Below are 15,849 nucleotides of genomic sequence, written 5' to 3' on the forward strand. Positions count from 1 at the left end.
CAGGCCAGGGGCCTTCCCAACGGCATTCCGTCGCGGAAATCGGCGGCTACATTGTGCAGGTGAACACTCCCCCTCCGGCCCCGGTCACCGAGCTCGCGTTGCGCTGCCTCGACGACATCGACGACATCGTCGAGGGGTGGCTGGCCCAGGTCGAGCTCGTCGACCCGTACGGGTCGCCCGACCCGCCCGTCTCCCGGGACGAACTGCGGGGCACGGCGCTGACCGGGCTGGACATGCTGCTGCGGCACATCGCCACGGGATCGGTCTCCCCCGGCATGGCCGGGCTGTCCGAGCGCGTCGGGGAGCGCAGGGCCGGGCAGGGGGTGCCGCTGGAGTCACTGCTGGCCGCCGCGCGGCTGGACGCCCGGGTGCTCTGGCAGGCGATGAACGCGCGGGTGACGCCGGAGGCGCTGCCCGGCCTGATCGCCGGGGCCCACCTGGTCTGGGAGGCGGTGGAGCAGCACGTGACCGGGCTGATGACGGGCTACCAGCGGGCGGTGCTGGAGATGGGACGGCAGCGGGAGGACCAGCGCAGGGCCTGGTTCACCCGGCTCATGGACAACCAGGGCCGCAATCCCGACGTGGTGCGCGACGCCGGCCGGGTCCTCGGGTTCGACCCGTCGCAGCCGCTCCTCGCCGTGGTCGCCCATCCCGGGGAGGGGGCGGCGCTGCGCGCGGCGGAGGCCGCAATGGCCGGGAGCATGGCCGGGAGCACGGCCGGGAGCACGGCCGGGAGCACGGCCGGGAGGACAGTGCACTGCTATCGGCACGAGTCGCCGACCGGCGACGTGCTGATCGTGCAGCCGCCGGCCCGGACCGCCGATCCGCCGCGGTCGGTCCTCGCCGCGCTCGCGGGGGTGCGCTGCGGGGTCTCCCCCGTCGTCACCGGCCTGTCGGAGGTTTCCCGCGCCGTACGGCTGGCCTCGGCGGCCGCGGGGGCGTCCCGGGCCGGTGCGGGGCCGCGGCGGCTGGAGGACGCCTGGCTGGACGTCTTCGTCGGCGGCAGCAGGGAGCTGGCGGCCGAGCTCGCGCACCAGGTGCTCGGCCCGCTGTCCGCCCTGGGCGGGTCGGAGGGCGAACGGCTGCTGGAGACCGTGCGGATACACCTGGGCGGCTCGGGCTCGGTCGCCGACACGGCCGCGGCCCTGTACTGCCATCGCAACACCGTGCAGCACCGCTTCGCGCGCTTCCGCGAGCTCACCGGCCGGGACGTGCGCGTCCCCGAGGACGCCGCCGTCGTCGCCCTCGCGCTGCGCGCCGCCGGCGCCCTCCCCTAGACGCGCCGTCCTAGAGCCTGCGGTCTTCCATCTCCCAGACGTGGTCGACCACGTGCCAGATGATGCGGCGGGCGGCATACCGGACGGGCCAGCCCTCACCGCCGGGAGGAAAGGCCTCCGCGGGCCGCTCGAGCACCCGCGCGATGTCCTCGCGCATGGCGGTCAGGCCGGCCTCGTCCTTGAAGGGCTTGTGCCGCACGCCGATCTTCCGGGCGTACGCGCGCTCGGCCTCCACGACGTGGGAGACCATCTTGTCCCTGTCCCTGCCACCGCCCCTGGGACCCTTGCGCAGCTCCTCAGGGGAGGCCGCGGCCGCCTCGGCGAACACCGCCCAGGCCGCGCGGGCGAGGGCGGCCGCACGCGCGGCCTCCGGCGCCTCCACCGGCTCCCGGTCGAAGTCCGGAATGGCGGAGATCGCGCCGAAGTCCGTCGTGCTGTCGCCCTTGACCCGCTCGACGACCGCCGGGTCCCCCGGCGCGAACTCCAGCCCCGCCCGCTCGGCGATCACCCGGAAGCGCGGCGTGTAGTCCACGAGCGTGTCGAGCGCGGCCTCCTCCGTCCTGCCGATGCGGCACCAGCCCGGCCAGTCGATCGAGCAGGCGAAGACCTTCTTCGGGCCGATTTCCAGGTAGACGCGATGGTTCATGCCGGCCAGCATGCCACCTGTACGTGACAGACCACGTCAGGTTTCAGACCAGCTCGATGAGGTCGGCCACGGAGTTGACCACCTGCGTGGGCCGGAACGGATACCGGTCGATCTGGTCCTTCTGCGTGACGCCGGTGAGCACCAGGATCGTGTGCAGGCCGGCCTCGATGCCGCAGACGACGTCGGTGTCCATGCGGTCGCCGATCATCGCGGTGGTCTCGCTGTGCGCGTCGATCCGATTGAGGGCACTGCGCATCATCATCGGGTTGGGCTTGCCGACGAAGTACGGCTCCACTCCGGTCGCCTTGGTTATCATCGCGGCCACCGCGCCGCAGGCCGGCAGCGAGCCCTCGGTCGAGGGGCCGATGGGGTCGGGATTGGTCGCGATGAAGCGGGCGCCGTTGTCGATCAGCCGGATCGCCCGCGTTATCGACGTGAAGCTGTAGGTGCGGGTCTCGCCCAGCACCACGTAGTCGGGGTCGAGGTCGGTCAGCACGTAGCCGACCTCGTGCAGGGCCGTGGTCAGCCCCGCCTCGCCGATCACGTACGCCGAGCCCTCGGGCCGCTGGTCGGCGAGGAACTTGGCGGTGGCCAGCGCGGAGGTCCAGATCGCCTCGGGCGGCACCTCCAGCCCGGCCGCGCGCAACCGTACGGACAGGTCGCGGGGGGTGTAGATCGAGTTGTTCGTCAGGACGAGGAACCGCTTCCCCGACTCCTTCAGCCGCCTGATGAACTCGTCGGCACCCGGCACCGGCTGCCCCTCGTGGACCAGCACCCCGTCCATGTCGGACAGCCACGACTCGATGGGCTTTCGCTCGCTCATGTGTCCAAGCATGGCAGGTGACGGTGCAGCGAAGCACATCCCTCACCGCGTCCGGAAATATCCGGATGCGACCTCAGGTTAGGGGTGGCATGAGCGAGGACAACATCCGCGGGGTGCCGCGCGGGACGGCCGAGGCGCCACTGTCGATCCTGGAGCTCGCGACCGTCGGCGAGGGCTTCACGCCCTCCGAGGCGCTGCGCGACGCCACCGAACTGGCCCGCCGGGCCGAGGAGTGGGGCTACCACCGCATCTGGGTCGCCGAGCACCACGGAATGCCCGGAGTGGCCAGCTCCTCTCCGGCCGTGCTCATCGCGCACCTCGCGGCGGCGACCAGGTCGATCCGGATCGGCTCGGGCGGCGTGATGCTGCCCAACCACGCCCCGCTGGTGATCGCCGAGCAGTTCGGCACGCTGCACGCGCTGCACCCCGGCCGCATCGACCTCGGCCTCGGCCGCGCCCCCGGCACCGACATGGCCACGGCGAACGCCCTGCGCCGCTCGGCCGAGGTGGACCCCGACGAGTTCCCCCAGCAGGTGGCCGAGCTGACCGGCTTCCTCGACGGCTCCTTCCCGCCCGGCCATCCGTACGAGAAGATCCGGGCCGTGCCGGGCGGTGCCGACTCGGCGGCCACGGGCCGCCCGCCGATCTGGCTGCTCGGCTCCAGCGGGTTCAGCGCCAGGCTGGCCGGGCTGCTCGGGCTGCCGTTCGCCTTCGCCCACCACTTCAGCGCCGGCAACACCGAGCCCGCGCTCGACCTCTACCGCTCCTCGTTCCGGCCCTCGGAGGTGCTCGACCGGCCGTACGCGCTGATCGGGGTGGCGGCCGTCGCGGCCGACACCGACGAGGAGGCGCTGCGCCAGACCATGCCGGGCGCGCTGTCATGGCTGCGCCTGCGGCACGGGCGGCCCGGCCGTACGCCCACTCCCGAGGAGGCGGAGGCGTACCCGTACACCCCGATGGAGCGGGAGTTCGTCCGCGAACGGCTGTCGACGGTGGTCCACGGCGACCCGCAGACCGTGCGGGACGGGCTGGAGGAGCTGCGCAAGCGCACCGGGGCCGACGAACTGATGATCACCACGCAGGTCCACGGCGGCGGAGCGCGCCTGCGCTCCTACGAGCTGATCGCCCGCGCGTACGGCATGATCCCCTGATCCCCGGCGGAAGCGGTTGCGGGAAAAATCGCGGAGACCGCGAACATCGGCGGACCGACGGTCATCCAACACGACGGAGACCGGAGGGGAGGGGCCCTTCCGGGGTTATCCGGCGAAAGGAAGGACCATGATCCTACGGGGGATCCGCAACGGCGTCCTGACCCTGTCCGCGGCGGCGCTGCTGACCGCAGCCGCCGCCGCTCAGGCCGGCGCCGCGTCCGCCGCCCCGGCGTCCGTGAGCGCCGCGAGCTGCGCACGCGTCAACCACTCGTCCGGCTACGTCACCCAGACGGTGAAGGTGACCAACAACTGCGGCTACACCGTCTCCTTCTCCGTCCGGCGCGTGGGGCCCGACAGCCCCTGCTACATCGTCCGCCCTGGTCACTACCGGACGTACAAGTGGGGCAACGGGCTGAACTACCAGGGCATCAGGTGGAACTGCTCCTGAGGTTCGCTTCGCGGACGCCCGCCTGAGCGGGCGTCCGCCCAGGACGTCAGCGCCCCGCGGGAGCGAGGGCTTCGAGTGCCTCTTCCGCCCGGCGCATGGAGTCGCGGGGGTCGGCCTCGGGGTTGCCGATCTCCGGGTCGAAGTTGAGGTCGTGGAAGACCTCGGTCACGCCCTTGGCCTCGAGCGCCTCGACGTCCCGCCGGATCTTGTCGTACGACCCGGTCAGCGGGCCCTCCTCGGACGGGCGGACGCGGGTGACGCCGCGGACGACGAACCGCAGCGCGCCGGGGTCGCGGCCCGCCCTCCGGGCCGCCTCCTTCACGATGGCGATCTGCTGGTCGATCGTGTCCAGGTCGGCGCGGCTGGAGCTGATCCAGCCGTCGGCGATCCGCCCGGCCCGCTCCAGCGCCACCCGGGCCGTGCCGCCGAGCATCACCGGCGGCGGCGTGGCCGGCTTGGGGTCCTGGTGCGAGCGCGGCACCTCGTAGAACTCGCCCTTGTGCTCGACGACGTCCTCGGTCCACAGCCGCCGCAGCAGGCCGACGTACTCCTCGCCGCGCCTGCCCCGCCGCTCCATCGGCACGCCCGACGCCGCGAACTCCTCGGGCAGCCAGCCGAGCCCCAGGCCCACGTCGAGCCGGCCGCCGGACACCTCCTGCAGGGAGGCGAGCTGCTTGGCCATCAGGACCGGGGAGACGAAGGGCAGGTTGAGCACGGCCACGCCGAGCCGTACCCGCTCCGTGACGCCCGCCAGGTAGGCGAGCGCGACGACGGGGTCGTGCACGCTCCGGTAGACCGGCCCCATCGGGTTGCCGACCGGATAGAGCAGGCGCTGGAACGTCCACACCCCGTGGTAGCCGAGTTCGTCCGCGCGGCGCGCGATCCGCCTCATGTTCTCCGGCGTCGCCCACGAGCCCGACACCGGCACGGAAAACCCAATCCTCATAAGGGCACTTTAGGGTGTCCCCGTGATCGAGGAACTGGCGCGGCTGGCGCGCCGCGACGGGCCGGTGACGGTGCTCAAGCAGACCCGCGTGCTCGTGGTCCGGGCCGGCGACGTCGTCGTCAAGGCGCACCCCCCGGACACCGACGAACGCGCCCTGCGTGCCCGCCTCGACGCCGCCGGGAACCTGCCCGGCGTCATGCTGGCCCCTCTCGGCCTCGAACGGCTGGACGGCAGGCTCGTCACGATCTGGCCCGCCGGCGACGCGCTGACCATCGCCGACGTCGACGCGGGGACCACCCCGTGGGAGGAGGGCGGCCGGCTGCTCGCCCTGCTGCACTCCCGGCCGGCACCCCCGGAGCTGCCGCCAGCCGGGGGACCGTCACGGCTGCCCAGGGCCATGGCCGAGCTGGCGGCGGCCGGTGTCCCGGACCCGGTCGCCGCGCCCATCCGGGCGGCGTACGCGACGCTGCCGCCGGTGCGTGCGGGCGGCGCGCTGACGCACGGCGACTGGCACCTCGGCCAGATCGTCCGCCACGACGGCGTGTGGCTGCTGATCGACCCCGACGACCTGGGCGCGGGCGACCCCGCGTGGGACCTGGCCCGCCCGGCCGCGTGGTACGCCGCCGGCCTGCTCGACCCGCGGGACTGGGAGCGCTTCCTGACCGCCTACCTCGCGGCGGGCGGGACCGCCGTCTCCGCGGACGACCCGTGGCGGGAACTCGACGCGCCGGCCCGGGCGTTGACCGTCCAACTGGCCGCGACGGCGGTGGCCACGGCGGCGCGAGCGGGGGAACCGCCCGACGACGCCGCCGAGGCCCTGGTGTCCGCCTGTGGGAGGATCGTCGCGGCCACGGAGGCCGAGACCTGACCGAGGGAGAGTTCGTCACATGGAGTGCCCCAAGTGCCGTGGACGGATGCGGACGTTCGACCGCAACGGGGTCCACATCGAGCAGTGCGACAACTGCCGGGGGATCTTCCTTGACTACGGCGAGCTGGAGACGCTGACCCGCATGGAGTCGCAGTGGGCCCAGCACCAGTACGCTCCGCCGCCGCCGGCGCACGGAGGGCCCGCCTGGGGCGGTCACCACGGCGGCCACCACCGTGGGCACAACAGCTGGATCGGCATGCTGTTCTCCAGCTGACCCCCGCACGAAGGCTTCGAACGGAGGCCGCGGCCCGGATCCGGGCCGCGGCCTCCGCGTGTCCGGTCATCCCGGGAACGCGTCCGGGTCCACCTCGCTCGTGGTGGCGTTCCCGCCGAACACGGCGTCGAGGGTGAGCGTCCAGTCGCTCCACCTCACGCTGTACCCGGCGTAGACGGTCTGGAATTTCAGCGCGTCGTCGAACTTGGAGAAGCCGCAGTTCCTGGTGAAGGCACGGGTGCCCCTGTCGTAGTCCACGCCGGTGGTGAAGTAGACGCGGTAGGTGCCGTCCTTGATGTTCGCGACCTTCGCGGTCGACCGCTTGCGCACGTAGAAGCTGACCGCCTTGCGCCCTCCGCGCACGAGGGTCACGACGCCGTCCTGCGTGCCGCCGTTCTTCACGGTCAGGCTGCCCCGGCCGCCGCGGATCGCCGAGAGCAGCGTCGCGCCGTTGCCGAGGCGGCGGGCGCGCCGGGCCGGCGGCTTGATCTGGACCACCGGGTAGTCTCCGGCCTTCGCGAGGTCGCCCGCGGAAGCCCTGAAGTCTTTGAACTCGCCCGACCGGCCGAGCCCGGCCAGCACGGCCGGCCCGCTGCACAGGACGTGCGACGTCACGTCCTCGTCCAGCGCGCCGAGCCTGCCGTTCAGGCCGCGCAGCGCCGCGACGTAGTCGGCGTGCTCGGGGGCGACCTCCGCGGGAGGCCGCAGGCCGCCGAGCCGCTCCAGCGCGGACTCCAGGGCGCTTTCCGCCCGGTCGATGCGCTGGTGGAGCGACCGGAAGGTCCGCGCTTTGGCGATGGCGGCGAGCGCCGTGCGGGCCGGGCGGCCGGCGGCGTCGAGGGCGCTCCGGTACGCCTCCGGCGTCAACGCCGGCGGGCCGGAGGCGGTGGCGGACGGCGCCGCCTCCTCGCCGGAGGCGGCCTTTCCCGATCCGCCGGGCGATCCCGTGCAGGCCGCGAGCGTGACGGACGCGGCCAGCACGGCGACGGCGCCGGCCGGGACGGTACGTGAGAAGGTCCGGGGGGAGATCACGCGAAACACTGTCAGCCGGTGAGCGGACGCTGTCAACACGAGTTCACGCCGACGACGTCGTCCCCTCCGGGCCCAGGGTGAGCCACCGCGTTACGCCGATCGACTCCAGGAACGGCAGGTCGTGGGAGACCACCACGAGCGCGCCCCGGTAGGCCGACAGCGCCTGCGCGAGCTGGCGCACGCTGGCCAGGTCGAGGTTGTTGGTCGGCTCGTCCAGCAGCAGGAGCCGCGGTGCGGGCTCGGCCAGCAGCAGCGAGGCCAGCACGGCGCGGAAGCGCTCACCTCCTGAGAGCGTGCCCGCCGGCCGTTCGGCCCGTGCGCCCCGGAACAGGAACCGGGCGAGCCCGGCTCTGACGGTGTTGACCGACGCCGCGGGCGCGACCGCCCGCACGTTGTCGACCAGGCTGAGCGCGTCGTCGAGCACGTCGAGCCGCTGCGGCAGGTAGCGCGCCGGGACGTTGAGCCGGACCGAGCCCTCACCCGGCGGGATCTCCCCCAGGATCGTGCGCAGCAGGGTCGTCTTGCCCGAGCCGTTCGGCCCCAGCAGGGCGACCCGCTCCGGGCCGCGGACGACCAGGTCGCCGATCGGCCCTGCGGCCGTGCGCAGGCCGTCCAGTTCGAGCACGGTGCGCCCGGCCGGCACCTCGGTGGCGGGCAGCTCCACCCGGATCTCGGCGTCGTCGCGCACCGCCTCCTCCGCCTCGGCCAGCCGCTCGCGGGCGGCCGCCACCTTCTCCTCGTGCATCGTGCGGTGCTTGCCCGCCGAGACCTGGGCCTGGCGCTTGCGCTCCTGCATGATGATCTTCGGCTCGCGCTTCTGCTCGTACATCTTGTTGCCGTAGCGCACCCGCCGCGCCAGCTTGGTCCGCGCCTCGATCAGCTCGCGCCGCTGGCGGCGCAGGTCGCCCTCGGCCGCGCGGACCATCCGCTCGGCGGCCTCCCGCTCGACCGCGAGCACCTCCTCGTACTCGCCGAGCGTGCCGCCGAAGGTGCGGCGGGCGGGCAGGTCGGCGATCTGGTCCACCAGGCCGAGCAGTGCGCGGTCGTGGCTGACGACGACCAGCGTCCTCGCCCACGACGAGACGGCGTCATAAAGGCGCCGCCGCGCGTCGAGGTCGAGGTTGTTGGTCGGCTCGTCGAGCAGCAGCACGTCGGGCTCGGCAAGGAAGCGCGCGGCGAGCCCGACCATGACGGTCTCGCCGCCCGAGAGCGTCGCGACCGTCCGGTCGAGGTCCACCCCCGCGAGCCCGAGGCGGTCGAGCTCGGCACGGGCGCGCTCTTCGACGTCCCAGACCACCGCGTCGTAGTTCGCCTCGCTCAGGTCGCCCCGCTCGATCGCGTGCAGCGCCTGCCTCGCGGGCGTGATCCCCAGCAGGTCGGACACCGTACGGCTCGCGCCGAGCGGGAGGTTCTGCGGCAGGTAGCCCAGCCGCCCTGTGACCGACACCGAGCCGCTCGGCGGGGTCAGCTCTCCGGCGATCAGCTTGAGCAGGGTGGACTTGCCGCTGCCGTTGACGCCGATGAGCCCGGTCCGGCCGGCGCCGAACGCGAAGTCGAGCTCCTCGAAGACGGGCGTCCCGTCGGGCCAGGAGAACGACAGATCCGTACAGACAATGGAATGAGACATAAGGCGGCTCCGGGTATCCCCAAGGGCGGAATGGTGAACAAACCGTGGAGACACCGCGGGCACGGGCCGCGAGGCGAGGGTCTGCCTGAGGTCGCTGCGCCGGACCACCGATGGCGGCCGTGGGCGCGGTGTCGAGACCTCAGAGCTCCAAGTGACCCTCCAGGGTGCGGCGGCAGGACGTCCGTCACCATAACCGGGACGTAGAAGGGGACGCCATCGAATTAATCGGCCGGGCGCCGGGCCGACACCCGGCGTCCTCCTTGCCGGCGAGGGCGGGCCGTAGTCTCACCCGTCCCTGAAGGTGACAAAAGACCTACCCCGCTCCACCGGTTCGGGACCTTGTCGGTAAGGTGAACCTGCCCTAAGTTAGGTTAGGCTTACCGACCGTCCGGAGGACGATGTGTTCGCGAGTTACCTCATCGGCCTTCGTGAGGGCCTTGAGGCCACTCTTGTGGTCTCCATCCTGGTGGCCTTCCTCGTCAAGAGCGACCGCCGCGAGCGGCTGCCCATGGTCTGGGCCGGCGTCGGCGTGGCCGTCCTCCTCTCCGTCGGGTTCGGCGCGCTGCTGACCTTCACCGCGGCCCACCTCGCCACGCAGCAGCAGGAGATGTTCGACGCCGTGACATCCCTGGCGGCGACCGTCTTCGTCACCTTCATGGTCTTCTGGATGCGCACGGCGGCCCGCAAGATGTCGGGCGAGTTGCGGGAGAAGATGGGCGCGGCCCTGGAACTCGGGGCCACCGCCGTGGTCGTGGTGGCGTTCCTGGCCGTCGCCCGCGAGGGACTGGAGACCGCGCTGCTGTGGTTCGCCGCCGTCCAGGGCGCGACCAGCAGCGCGAGCCCGCTGATCGGCATCACGCTCGGGTTGCTCACCGCCGTCGCGCTGGGCTGGGGGCTCTACCGCAGCGCCCTGCGGATCAACCTCACGAAGTTCTTCACCTGGACGGGCCTGCTCCTGGTCCTGGTCGCCGCCGGGATCTTCAAGTACGGCGTGCACGACCTGCAGGAGTCGGGACTGGTGCCCGGCCTGAACACCCACGCCTTCGACATCAGCGGGGTGCTCGACCCCAGCGCCTGGTACTCGACGCTGCTGAGCGGGATGTTCAACATCACCCCGCAGCCCAGCGTGCTGGAGGCCGTCGCCTGGCTCGTCTACCTGGTTCCCGTCCTCATCCTGTTCCTGCGGCCCGCGGCCAAGACGCCGGCGAGCCCCGCCTCCAAGTCTCCCCAGCCCGCTTCCTGACCGGAGTCCACCGAAATGCGCACCCCCATCGTCCTGGCCGCCGCCGCGCTGACCCTCGCCGGTCTCACCGCATGCTCGTCCACGGGCTCCGGCACCACGACCGAGGCGACCGCGGCCGGCGACGGGAAGATCACCGTGGCCGCCACCGACACCGAGTGCAAGGTGGCGAAGTCCGACCTGGCCGCCGGCACCTCGACCTTCTCGATCACCAACAACGGCTCGAAGGTCACCGAGTTCTACGTGTACGCGACGGGCGACCGGGTCATGGGCGAGGTCGAGAACATCGTGCCCGGCCTGACCCGCGAGGTCGTGGTGGAACTTCCGGCGGGCGTGTACGAGACCGCCTGCAAGCCCGGGATGACCGGCAAGGGCATCCGCGGCCCCCTCAAGGTCAGCGGCGAGCACAAGCCGCTGACCGGCGACGCCAAGCTCGCCGAGGCCGTGGCCAGCTACAAGCGCTACATCAAGAGCCAATCCGACACGCTGCTCGACAAGACCAAGGAGTTCACCGAGGCCGTCAAGGCCGGCGACGTGGCCAAGGCCAAGGAGCTCTACCCGGTCGCCCGCACCTACTGGGAGCGGATCGAGCCGGTCGCCGAGGTCTTCGGCGATCTCGACCCGGCCATCGACGCGCGGGAGAACGACGTGCCCGACGGCGAGGAGTGGACCGGCTTCCACCGCATCGAGAAGGACCTGTGGGTCAAGAAGGACGTCGGCGGCGACGGCCCGATCGCCGACAAGCTGATGACCGACGTGAACACGATCGTGACGAAGGCCGCGACGGTCGACCTGTCCCCCGTGCAGCTCGCCAACGGCGCCAAGGGGCTGCTCGACGAGGTCGCCACCGGCAAGATCACCGGCGAGGAGGACCGCTACTCGCACACGGACCTGTGGGACTTCGACGCCAACCTGCAGGGCTCGAAGGCCGCCGTCCAGGCGCTGCGCCCGGTGCTGGAGGAGCGCGACGCCGAGCTGGTGAAGACGCTCGACGCGAAGTTCGCCGACGCCGAGAACGCGCTCGCCGCCCACCGCAGCGGCGACGGCTGGAAGCTGCACACGGACCTGTCCAAGGACGACCTCAGGGCGCTGTCCGACGCGATCAACGCCCTGGCCGAGCCGATCAGCAAGGTAGCCTCGGTGGTGGCCCGGTGACCCGGAAAAGCACAGTGAGCAAGGGGATCAGCCGCAGGCGGCTGTTCGGCCTCGGCGCGGCGAGCGTGGCCGCCGTCGGGGCGGGCGCCGTCGTCACCCGGTCGTTCGCGGAGGAGCCGGTCGCCCACGCGGCCTCGGCCTCCGACCCCGTGTCCTTCTACGGCCCGCACCAGGCGGGCGTCACCACTCCCGCCCAGGACCGGCTGCACTTCGTGGCGTTCGACGTGATCACGAAGAACAAGGCCGACCTGGTGGAGCTGCTCCAGGAGTGGACCGCCGCCGCGGCCCGGATGACCCAGGGCAAGGACGCCGGCACGTTCGGCGCCGTGGGCGGGGCGCCCGAGGCGCCGCCGGACGACACCGGCGAGGCGCTCGGCCTGCCGGCCTCCGGCCTGACGCTGACCGTCGGCTTCGGCCCGTCGCTGTTCGACGAGCGGTTCGGCCTCGGCGACCGCAGGCCGCCCGCGCTGGCCGACCTGCCCGCCTTTCCCGGCGAGGACCTGCAGCCCGAGATCTCCGGCGGGGACATCTGCGTGCAGGCGTGCGCGCACGACCCGCAGGTGGCGGTGCACGCCATCCGCAACCTCGCCAGGATCGGCTTCGGCAAGGTCTCCGTCCGCTACTCGCAGCTCGGGTTCGGGCGCACCTCGTCCACCTCGCGGGCGCAGGCGACGCCGCGCAATCTCATGGGCTTCAAGGACGGCACCAACAACCTCAAGCTCGAAGACACCGCCATGCTGCGCGACCACCTGTGGGCCGCGCCCGGCGACGGCCCGGCCTGGATGGACGGCGGCACCTACCTGGTCACCCGCAAGATCCGGATGCACATCGAGACCTGGGACCGCGCCCCGCTGGCCGAGCAGGAGGCCATCTTCGGCCGCGACAAGGGCAAGGGCGCGCCGCTCACCGGGCACGGGGAGTTCGACGCGCCGGACTTCGCCAAGAAGGGCCCGGACGGCACGCCCGTGATCGCCGGCAACGCGCACGTACGGCTCGCGCACCCCGACGCCCACGGCGGCGCGCGGCTGCTGCGGCGCGGTTACAACTTCGTGGACGGATCCGACGGCCTCGGGCGGCTCGACGCCGGCCTGTTCTTCATGGCCTACCAGCGCGACCCCCGCAAGCAGTTCGTCCCCATCCAGCGGATGCTGTCCCAGAAGGACGCGCTGAACGAGTACATCAAGCACGTCTCCAGCGGCCTGTTCGCCTGCCCGCCCGGAGTGACCGACGGCGGCGACTACTGGGGCCGCACGCTGTTCGCCTGACATCTCCGCCGCCCCCGCGAGAACCGGGATGTGTATAGTCCCGGTTATGCGGATGGGCGAGGGCGTCGAGTGGGGGCTGCACTGCTGCGTGACGCTGGGCTGGCTCGACGACCAGGCCCCCGTGTCGATCCGCCGGCTGGCCGCCTGGTTCGACCTGCCGCAGGAGTACCTGAAGAAGCGGCTGCAGCCACTGGCCCGCGCCGGGATCCTCACCTCCACTCCCGGCGTCCGGGGCGGCTGGTCGCTCGCCCGCCCACCCGATCGGATCACGGTGATGGACGTCGTCACCGCCGTGGAGGGGCCGCTCGAAGCGTTCCGCTGCACGGAGATCCGCAAGCGCGGAGCGAGCGGGCGTGACGCCGGTGCCGAGTTCGACCGGCCCTGCGGCATCTCCAGCCTCATGCGCCAGGCCGAGCTGGCGTGGCGGCGCGAACTGGCCGGCCGTACGATCGCCGACCTGATGGAGCAGGCCCCCGCGGGCGCGGCGCGCACCCGCCGCAACTACGGCCGCATGACCGACTGATCCCCACCTTGGCAACGGAGCATTCTCATGGAGAAAACAGGGACGTTGAATGTCCCGATTAGCCCTCGCGAGGCCACGCCGCGAGGGCTCGGCTCGACCCTCGTTCTGGCCCTCGGGACGTTCGCCGTCGGGACCGACGCGTACGTGGTGGCCGGGTTCCTGCCCGCGATGGCGCACTCGCTGCGCGTGACGGAGAGCACCGCCGGGCAGTCGGCGACGGCGTTCGCCATCGCCTACGCCGTGCTGTCGCCCGTCCTGGCCACCGCGCTGGCCCGGATGCCGCGCCGGGCCCTGCTGGTCGGCGCCCTGGCCGTGCTCGCCCTGGCCAACCTCGCCTCGGCGCTGGCGCCGAACTTCGGCGCGCTGATGGTCACGCGGGTGCTGGCCGCGTCCGGCGCCGCCGCGTTCACCCCGAACGCGGGCGCGGTGGCCGCGTCGCTGGTCGCGCCCACGCAGCGGGCCCGGGCGCTGGCCGTGGTGGTCGGCGGCCTGACCGTCGCCACCGCCCTCGGCGTGCCCCTGGGCAACCTGGCCGGGAAGATCCTCGACTGGCGCGCGGCGCTCGGCCTGGTCGCGGCGCTGTGCGCCGTCTGCGCGCTGGGCGTGTTCGCCGCGATGCCCGCGTTGCCCGGCAACCCGCGCATCCCGCTGCGGGAACGGCTGGCGGCGCTGCGGCAGCCGGGGGTGGTCGCGGTGCTGCCGCTGACCGTGCTCGGCCTGGCCGCCAGTTATGGGCTCTACGCCTTCGCCGTTCCCGTGATGCGCGCGCTCGGGGCCGGAGCGCGGGCGGAGACCTGGCTGCTGTTCCTGTACGGCGTCGGCGCGGTCGCGGGCAACCTGGTGGCGGGCGCCATGGTGGACCGGCGCGGGCCCATCCCCGTGCAGGCCGTGGGGTTCGCCGTGCTCACCGTGACGCTGGCCGTCTCCGCCTGGGCGGCCGGGGCGGGCACACACTGGCTGCCGCTGACCGCCGTGCTGATGGCGGCCTGGGGCGCGGCGACCTGGTTCCAGACCCCGGCGCAGCAGGTCCGGCTGATCAACGCGGCACCCCGGGAGACCGCCGTGGTCGTCGGCCTGAACTCCTCGGCCCTCTACGCCGGGATCGGTCTCGGCACGGCGCTGGCCGGCGCTCTGCTTCCGGTCGGCCCGCCCGTGGCGCTCGCCGTCTGCGCGGGATTGGCCCTGGCGTGCCTGCCCTACCTGGGCGCCACCCGCCGGTACCGCTGACACCGCCAGGGCGACAAAAGATTATATAGCAGCATTCGCGGCATCAAATCGCCGCCAATCCCATTTATTACCCCACAATGAACATTTCCTGAATTCTCAGCCGCACCCTTCTCCTCTCGCTCGCTCATTCCCGCTATCTCCCATAATCCGGAATACGGGGATAAGGGCCACGGGGCGAAGGAAAGCATGAATGAAGCGTTGGATCGGGATCGGGCTGGCGCTGGCGCTGGGCGCCGCCGTCGTCCTCGCCCTCCTGCTGGGCAACGGCGGGGACGGCGGCGGCGGTGAGCAGCGGACGCTCACCACGGTCCGCGGTGTGATCGGTTCGGAGAAGAAGCCCTTCTTCGACGATCCCGCGGTCAGGGCGGCGTTCGCCAGGCACGGACTGCGGGTCGATGTCGACACCGCGGGATCCCGCGAAATCGCGACCACGGTGGACCTGCGCCCGTACGACTTCGCCTTTCCCTCCAGCGTCCCGGCCGCCGAGAAGATCAGGCAGGCGCGCAGGATCGCGCGGACGTACTCGCCGTTCTACTCGCCGATGGCGGTCGCGACGTTCCAGCCGATCGTGGACGTGCTCGAGAAGGCGGGCGTGGTCCGCGACTCGGGTGCGGGCTACCAGGTCCTCGACCTGCGCAGGTTCCTCGACCTCGTCGCGACGGGCACCCGCTGGGACGCGCTGCCGGGCAACACCTCCTACCGTGCCCGCAAGCGGGTCCTGCTCACCACCACGGACGTCCGTACGTCGAACTCGGCCGCCATGTACCTCGCGGCGACCAGCTACGTGGCCAACGGCGACGACGTCGTGACCTCGCGGGCGCAGGTCGCCGAGGTGGCGCGGACGGTCGCCCCGCTGTTCCTCGACCAGGGCTACTCGGAGTCCTCCACCGAGGCGCCCTTCGAGGACTACCTCGCGCTGGGGATCGGCAAGACGCCGATGGTGGTGATCTACGAGGCGCAGTACGCCGCGCGGCTGTTCGCGGGCGGCGGCGCGATCCGGCCCGACATGCGGCTGATCTACCCCGCGCCGACCGTGCTCAGCAAGCACACACTCGTCCCGCTCACCGACCGGGCCGCGGAGGTCGGGCGGCTGCTGCAGGAGGATCCCGAGTTCGCCCGTCTCGCCGCGAGATACGGCTTCCGCACCGCCGACCCCAAGGTCTTCGCGGATCTGGTGGCCACGACCAAGGCGCCGGTGCCCGCGAGCCTGGTCGACGTCGTGGAGCCGCCCGCCTACGACCGGCTGGAAGAGCTCGTCTCGACTGTCGAGCAGCGCTACCTGGCCGGCGCGAAGCCGTCGTCCTGACCCTTTGTTCAGGAAGACAGTTTCCAGGAAGAGTCCCAAGA

General features: G+C 72.3%; 16 protein-coding genes. 11 read left to right on the forward strand and 5 right to left on the reverse strand.

Annotation, left to right across the window (positions count from 1 at the left end):
* Positions 1 to 59: 59 nt before the first annotated feature.
* The gene (locus tag FH610_RS04005; RefSeq protein WP_139572905.1) at positions 60 to 1,277 is read left to right on the forward strand and encodes a PucR family transcriptional regulator; all 1,218 of its coding nucleotides are present in this window, start codon (positions 60 to 62) and stop codon (positions 1,275 to 1,277) included.
* A gap of 10 nt (positions 1,278 to 1,287) precedes the next feature.
* On the opposite strand, the gene FH610_RS42700 is transcribed toward FH610_RS04005, so the two are convergent.
* Entirely contained in the window at positions 1,288 to 1,923 is a 636-nt protein-coding gene (locus tag FH610_RS42700; protein WP_161627908.1) for a hypothetical protein, read from the reverse strand.
* Positions 1,924 to 1,966: 43 nt separating this feature from the next.
* Complete coding sequence (locus FH610_RS04015; RefSeq protein ID WP_139572906.1) at positions 1,967 to 2,746, reverse strand: HAD-IIA family hydrolase; 780 nt, start codon at positions 2,744 to 2,746, stop codon at positions 1,967 to 1,969.
* Positions 2,747 to 2,835: 89 nt separating this feature from the next.
* Here FH610_RS04015 and FH610_RS04020 point away from each other — a divergent pair, with 89 nt between their 5' ends.
* Positions 2,836 to 3,897, forward strand: a complete 1,062-nt coding sequence (locus FH610_RS04020; RefSeq protein WP_139572907.1) for an LLM class flavin-dependent oxidoreductase — start codon at positions 2,836 to 2,838, stop codon at positions 3,895 to 3,897.
* 127 nt (positions 3,898 to 4,024) lie between these two features.
* On the forward strand, positions 4,025 to 4,345 hold the full coding sequence (locus FH610_RS04025; RefSeq protein ID WP_139572908.1) for a hypothetical protein: 321 nt from the start codon (positions 4,025 to 4,027) through the stop codon (positions 4,343 to 4,345).
* A gap of 46 nt (positions 4,346 to 4,391) precedes the next feature.
* Here FH610_RS04025 and FH610_RS04030 read toward each other — a convergent pair whose 3' ends face one another.
* On the reverse strand, positions 4,392 to 5,291 hold the full coding sequence (locus tag FH610_RS04030; RefSeq protein WP_139572909.1) for a TIGR03619 family F420-dependent LLM class oxidoreductase: 900 nt from the start codon (positions 5,289 to 5,291) through the stop codon (positions 4,392 to 4,394).
* A 22-nt stretch (positions 5,292 to 5,313) separates the two neighbouring features.
* Here FH610_RS04030 and FH610_RS04035 point away from each other — a divergent pair, with 22 nt between their 5' ends.
* Together FH610_RS04035 and FH610_RS04040 are read left to right on the forward strand one after the other, a co-directional pair.
* Positions 5,314 to 6,159 carry a phosphotransferase family protein gene (locus tag FH610_RS04035; protein ID WP_139572910.1) on the forward strand — a complete coding sequence of 282 codons (846 nt, stop codon included), beginning with the start codon at positions 5,314 to 5,316 and terminating at the stop codon, positions 6,157 to 6,159.
* 19 nt (positions 6,160 to 6,178) lie between these two features.
* Positions 6,179 to 6,433, forward strand: a complete 255-nt coding sequence (locus FH610_RS04040) for a TFIIB-type zinc ribbon-containing protein (RefSeq protein WP_139572911.1) — start codon at positions 6,179 to 6,181, stop codon at positions 6,431 to 6,433.
* 66 nt (positions 6,434 to 6,499) lie between these two features.
* On the opposite strand, the gene FH610_RS04045 is transcribed toward FH610_RS04040, so the two are convergent.
* Entirely contained in the window at positions 6,500 to 7,465 is a 966-nt protein-coding gene (locus FH610_RS04045) for a hypothetical protein (protein WP_139572912.1), read from the reverse strand.
* Positions 7,466 to 7,508: 43 nt separating this feature from the next.
* Positions 7,509 to 9,092 (reverse strand): ABC-F family ATP-binding cassette domain-containing protein, encoded by a 1,584-nt coding sequence (locus FH610_RS04050; RefSeq protein ID WP_139572913.1) that lies wholly within the window; start codon positions 9,090 to 9,092, stop codon positions 7,509 to 7,511.
* A gap of 400 nt (positions 9,093 to 9,492) precedes the next feature.
* On the opposite strand from FH610_RS04050, the gene efeU reads away from it, so the two are divergent.
* From efeU to FH610_RS04080, 6 genes are all read left to right on the forward strand, one after another.
* Positions 9,493 to 10,335: an iron uptake transporter permease EfeU gene (gene efeU, locus FH610_RS04055; protein WP_139572914.1), complete on the forward strand. Its 843-nt coding sequence runs from the start codon at positions 9,493 to 9,495 to the stop codon at positions 10,333 to 10,335.
* Positions 10,336 to 10,350: 15 nt separating this feature from the next.
* Positions 10,351 to 11,487, forward strand: coding sequence for an iron uptake system protein EfeO (efeO, locus tag FH610_RS04060; protein ID WP_139572915.1), 1,137 nt, complete (start codon positions 10,351 to 10,353; stop codon positions 11,485 to 11,487).
* On the forward strand, positions 11,484 to 12,752 hold the full coding sequence (efeB, locus tag FH610_RS04065) for an iron uptake transporter deferrochelatase/peroxidase subunit (RefSeq protein WP_240808744.1): 1,269 nt from the start codon (positions 11,484 to 11,486) through the stop codon (positions 12,750 to 12,752). Before efeO ends, efeB begins: the two co-directional genes overlap by 4 nt.
* A 46-nt stretch (positions 12,753 to 12,798) precedes the next feature.
* Positions 12,799 to 13,275 carry an RrF2 family transcriptional regulator gene (locus FH610_RS04070; protein WP_139572916.1) on the forward strand — a complete coding sequence of 159 codons (477 nt, stop codon included), beginning with the start codon at positions 12,799 to 12,801 and terminating at the stop codon, positions 13,273 to 13,275.
* A gap of 45 nt (positions 13,276 to 13,320) precedes the next feature.
* A complete protein-coding gene (locus tag FH610_RS04075) occupies positions 13,321 to 14,502 on the forward strand; it encodes an MFS transporter (RefSeq protein ID WP_205825543.1) in 1,182 nt (393 codons plus the stop codon).
* A 190-nt stretch (positions 14,503 to 14,692) separates the two neighbouring features.
* Positions 14,693 to 15,808, forward strand: coding sequence for a hypothetical protein (locus FH610_RS04080; protein WP_139572918.1), 1,116 nt, complete (start codon positions 14,693 to 14,695; stop codon positions 15,806 to 15,808).
* Positions 15,809 to 15,849 lie beyond the last annotated feature (41 nt).

This window comes from Microbispora catharanthi (assembly GCF_006334915.2).
Taxonomy (GTDB): domain Bacteria; phylum Actinomycetota; class Actinomycetes; order Streptosporangiales; family Streptosporangiaceae; genus Microbispora; species Microbispora catharanthi.

Excerpts from the sequence above, each read along its gene's own strand:
- FH610_RS42700 (WP_161627908.1), bottom strand. The coding sequence starts at position 1,923 with ATGAACCATCGCGTCTACCTGGAAATCGGCCCGAAGAAGGTCTTCGCC.
- FH610_RS04015 (WP_139572906.1), bottom strand. The coding sequence starts at position 2,746 with ATGAGCGAGCGAAAGCCCATCGAGTCGTGGCTGTCCGACATGGACGGG.
- FH610_RS04020 (WP_139572907.1), top strand. The coding sequence starts at position 2,836 with ATGAGCGAGGACAACATCCGCGGGGTGCCGCGCGGGACGGCCGAGGCG.
- FH610_RS04025 (WP_139572908.1), top strand. The coding sequence starts at position 4,025 with ATGATCCTACGGGGGATCCGCAACGGCGTCCTGACCCTGTCCGCGGCG.
- FH610_RS04030 (WP_139572909.1), bottom strand. The coding sequence starts at position 5,291 with ATGAGGATTGGGTTTTCCGTGCCGGTGTCGGGCTCGTGGGCGACGCCG.
- FH610_RS04040 (WP_139572911.1), top strand. The coding sequence starts at position 6,179 with ATGGAGTGCCCCAAGTGCCGTGGACGGATGCGGACGTTCGACCGCAAC.
- FH610_RS04050 (WP_139572913.1), bottom strand. The coding sequence starts at position 9,092 with ATGTCTCATTCCATTGTCTGTACGGATCTGTCGTTCTCCTGGCCCGAC.
- efeO (WP_139572915.1), top strand. The coding sequence starts at position 10,351 with ATGCGCACCCCCATCGTCCTGGCCGCCGCCGCGCTGACCCTCGCCGGT.
- FH610_RS04070 (WP_139572916.1), top strand. The coding sequence starts at position 12,799 with ATGCGGATGGGCGAGGGCGTCGAGTGGGGGCTGCACTGCTGCGTGACG.
- FH610_RS04080 (WP_139572918.1), top strand. The coding sequence starts at position 14,693 with ATGAAGCGTTGGATCGGGATCGGGCTGGCGCTGGCGCTGGGCGCCGCC.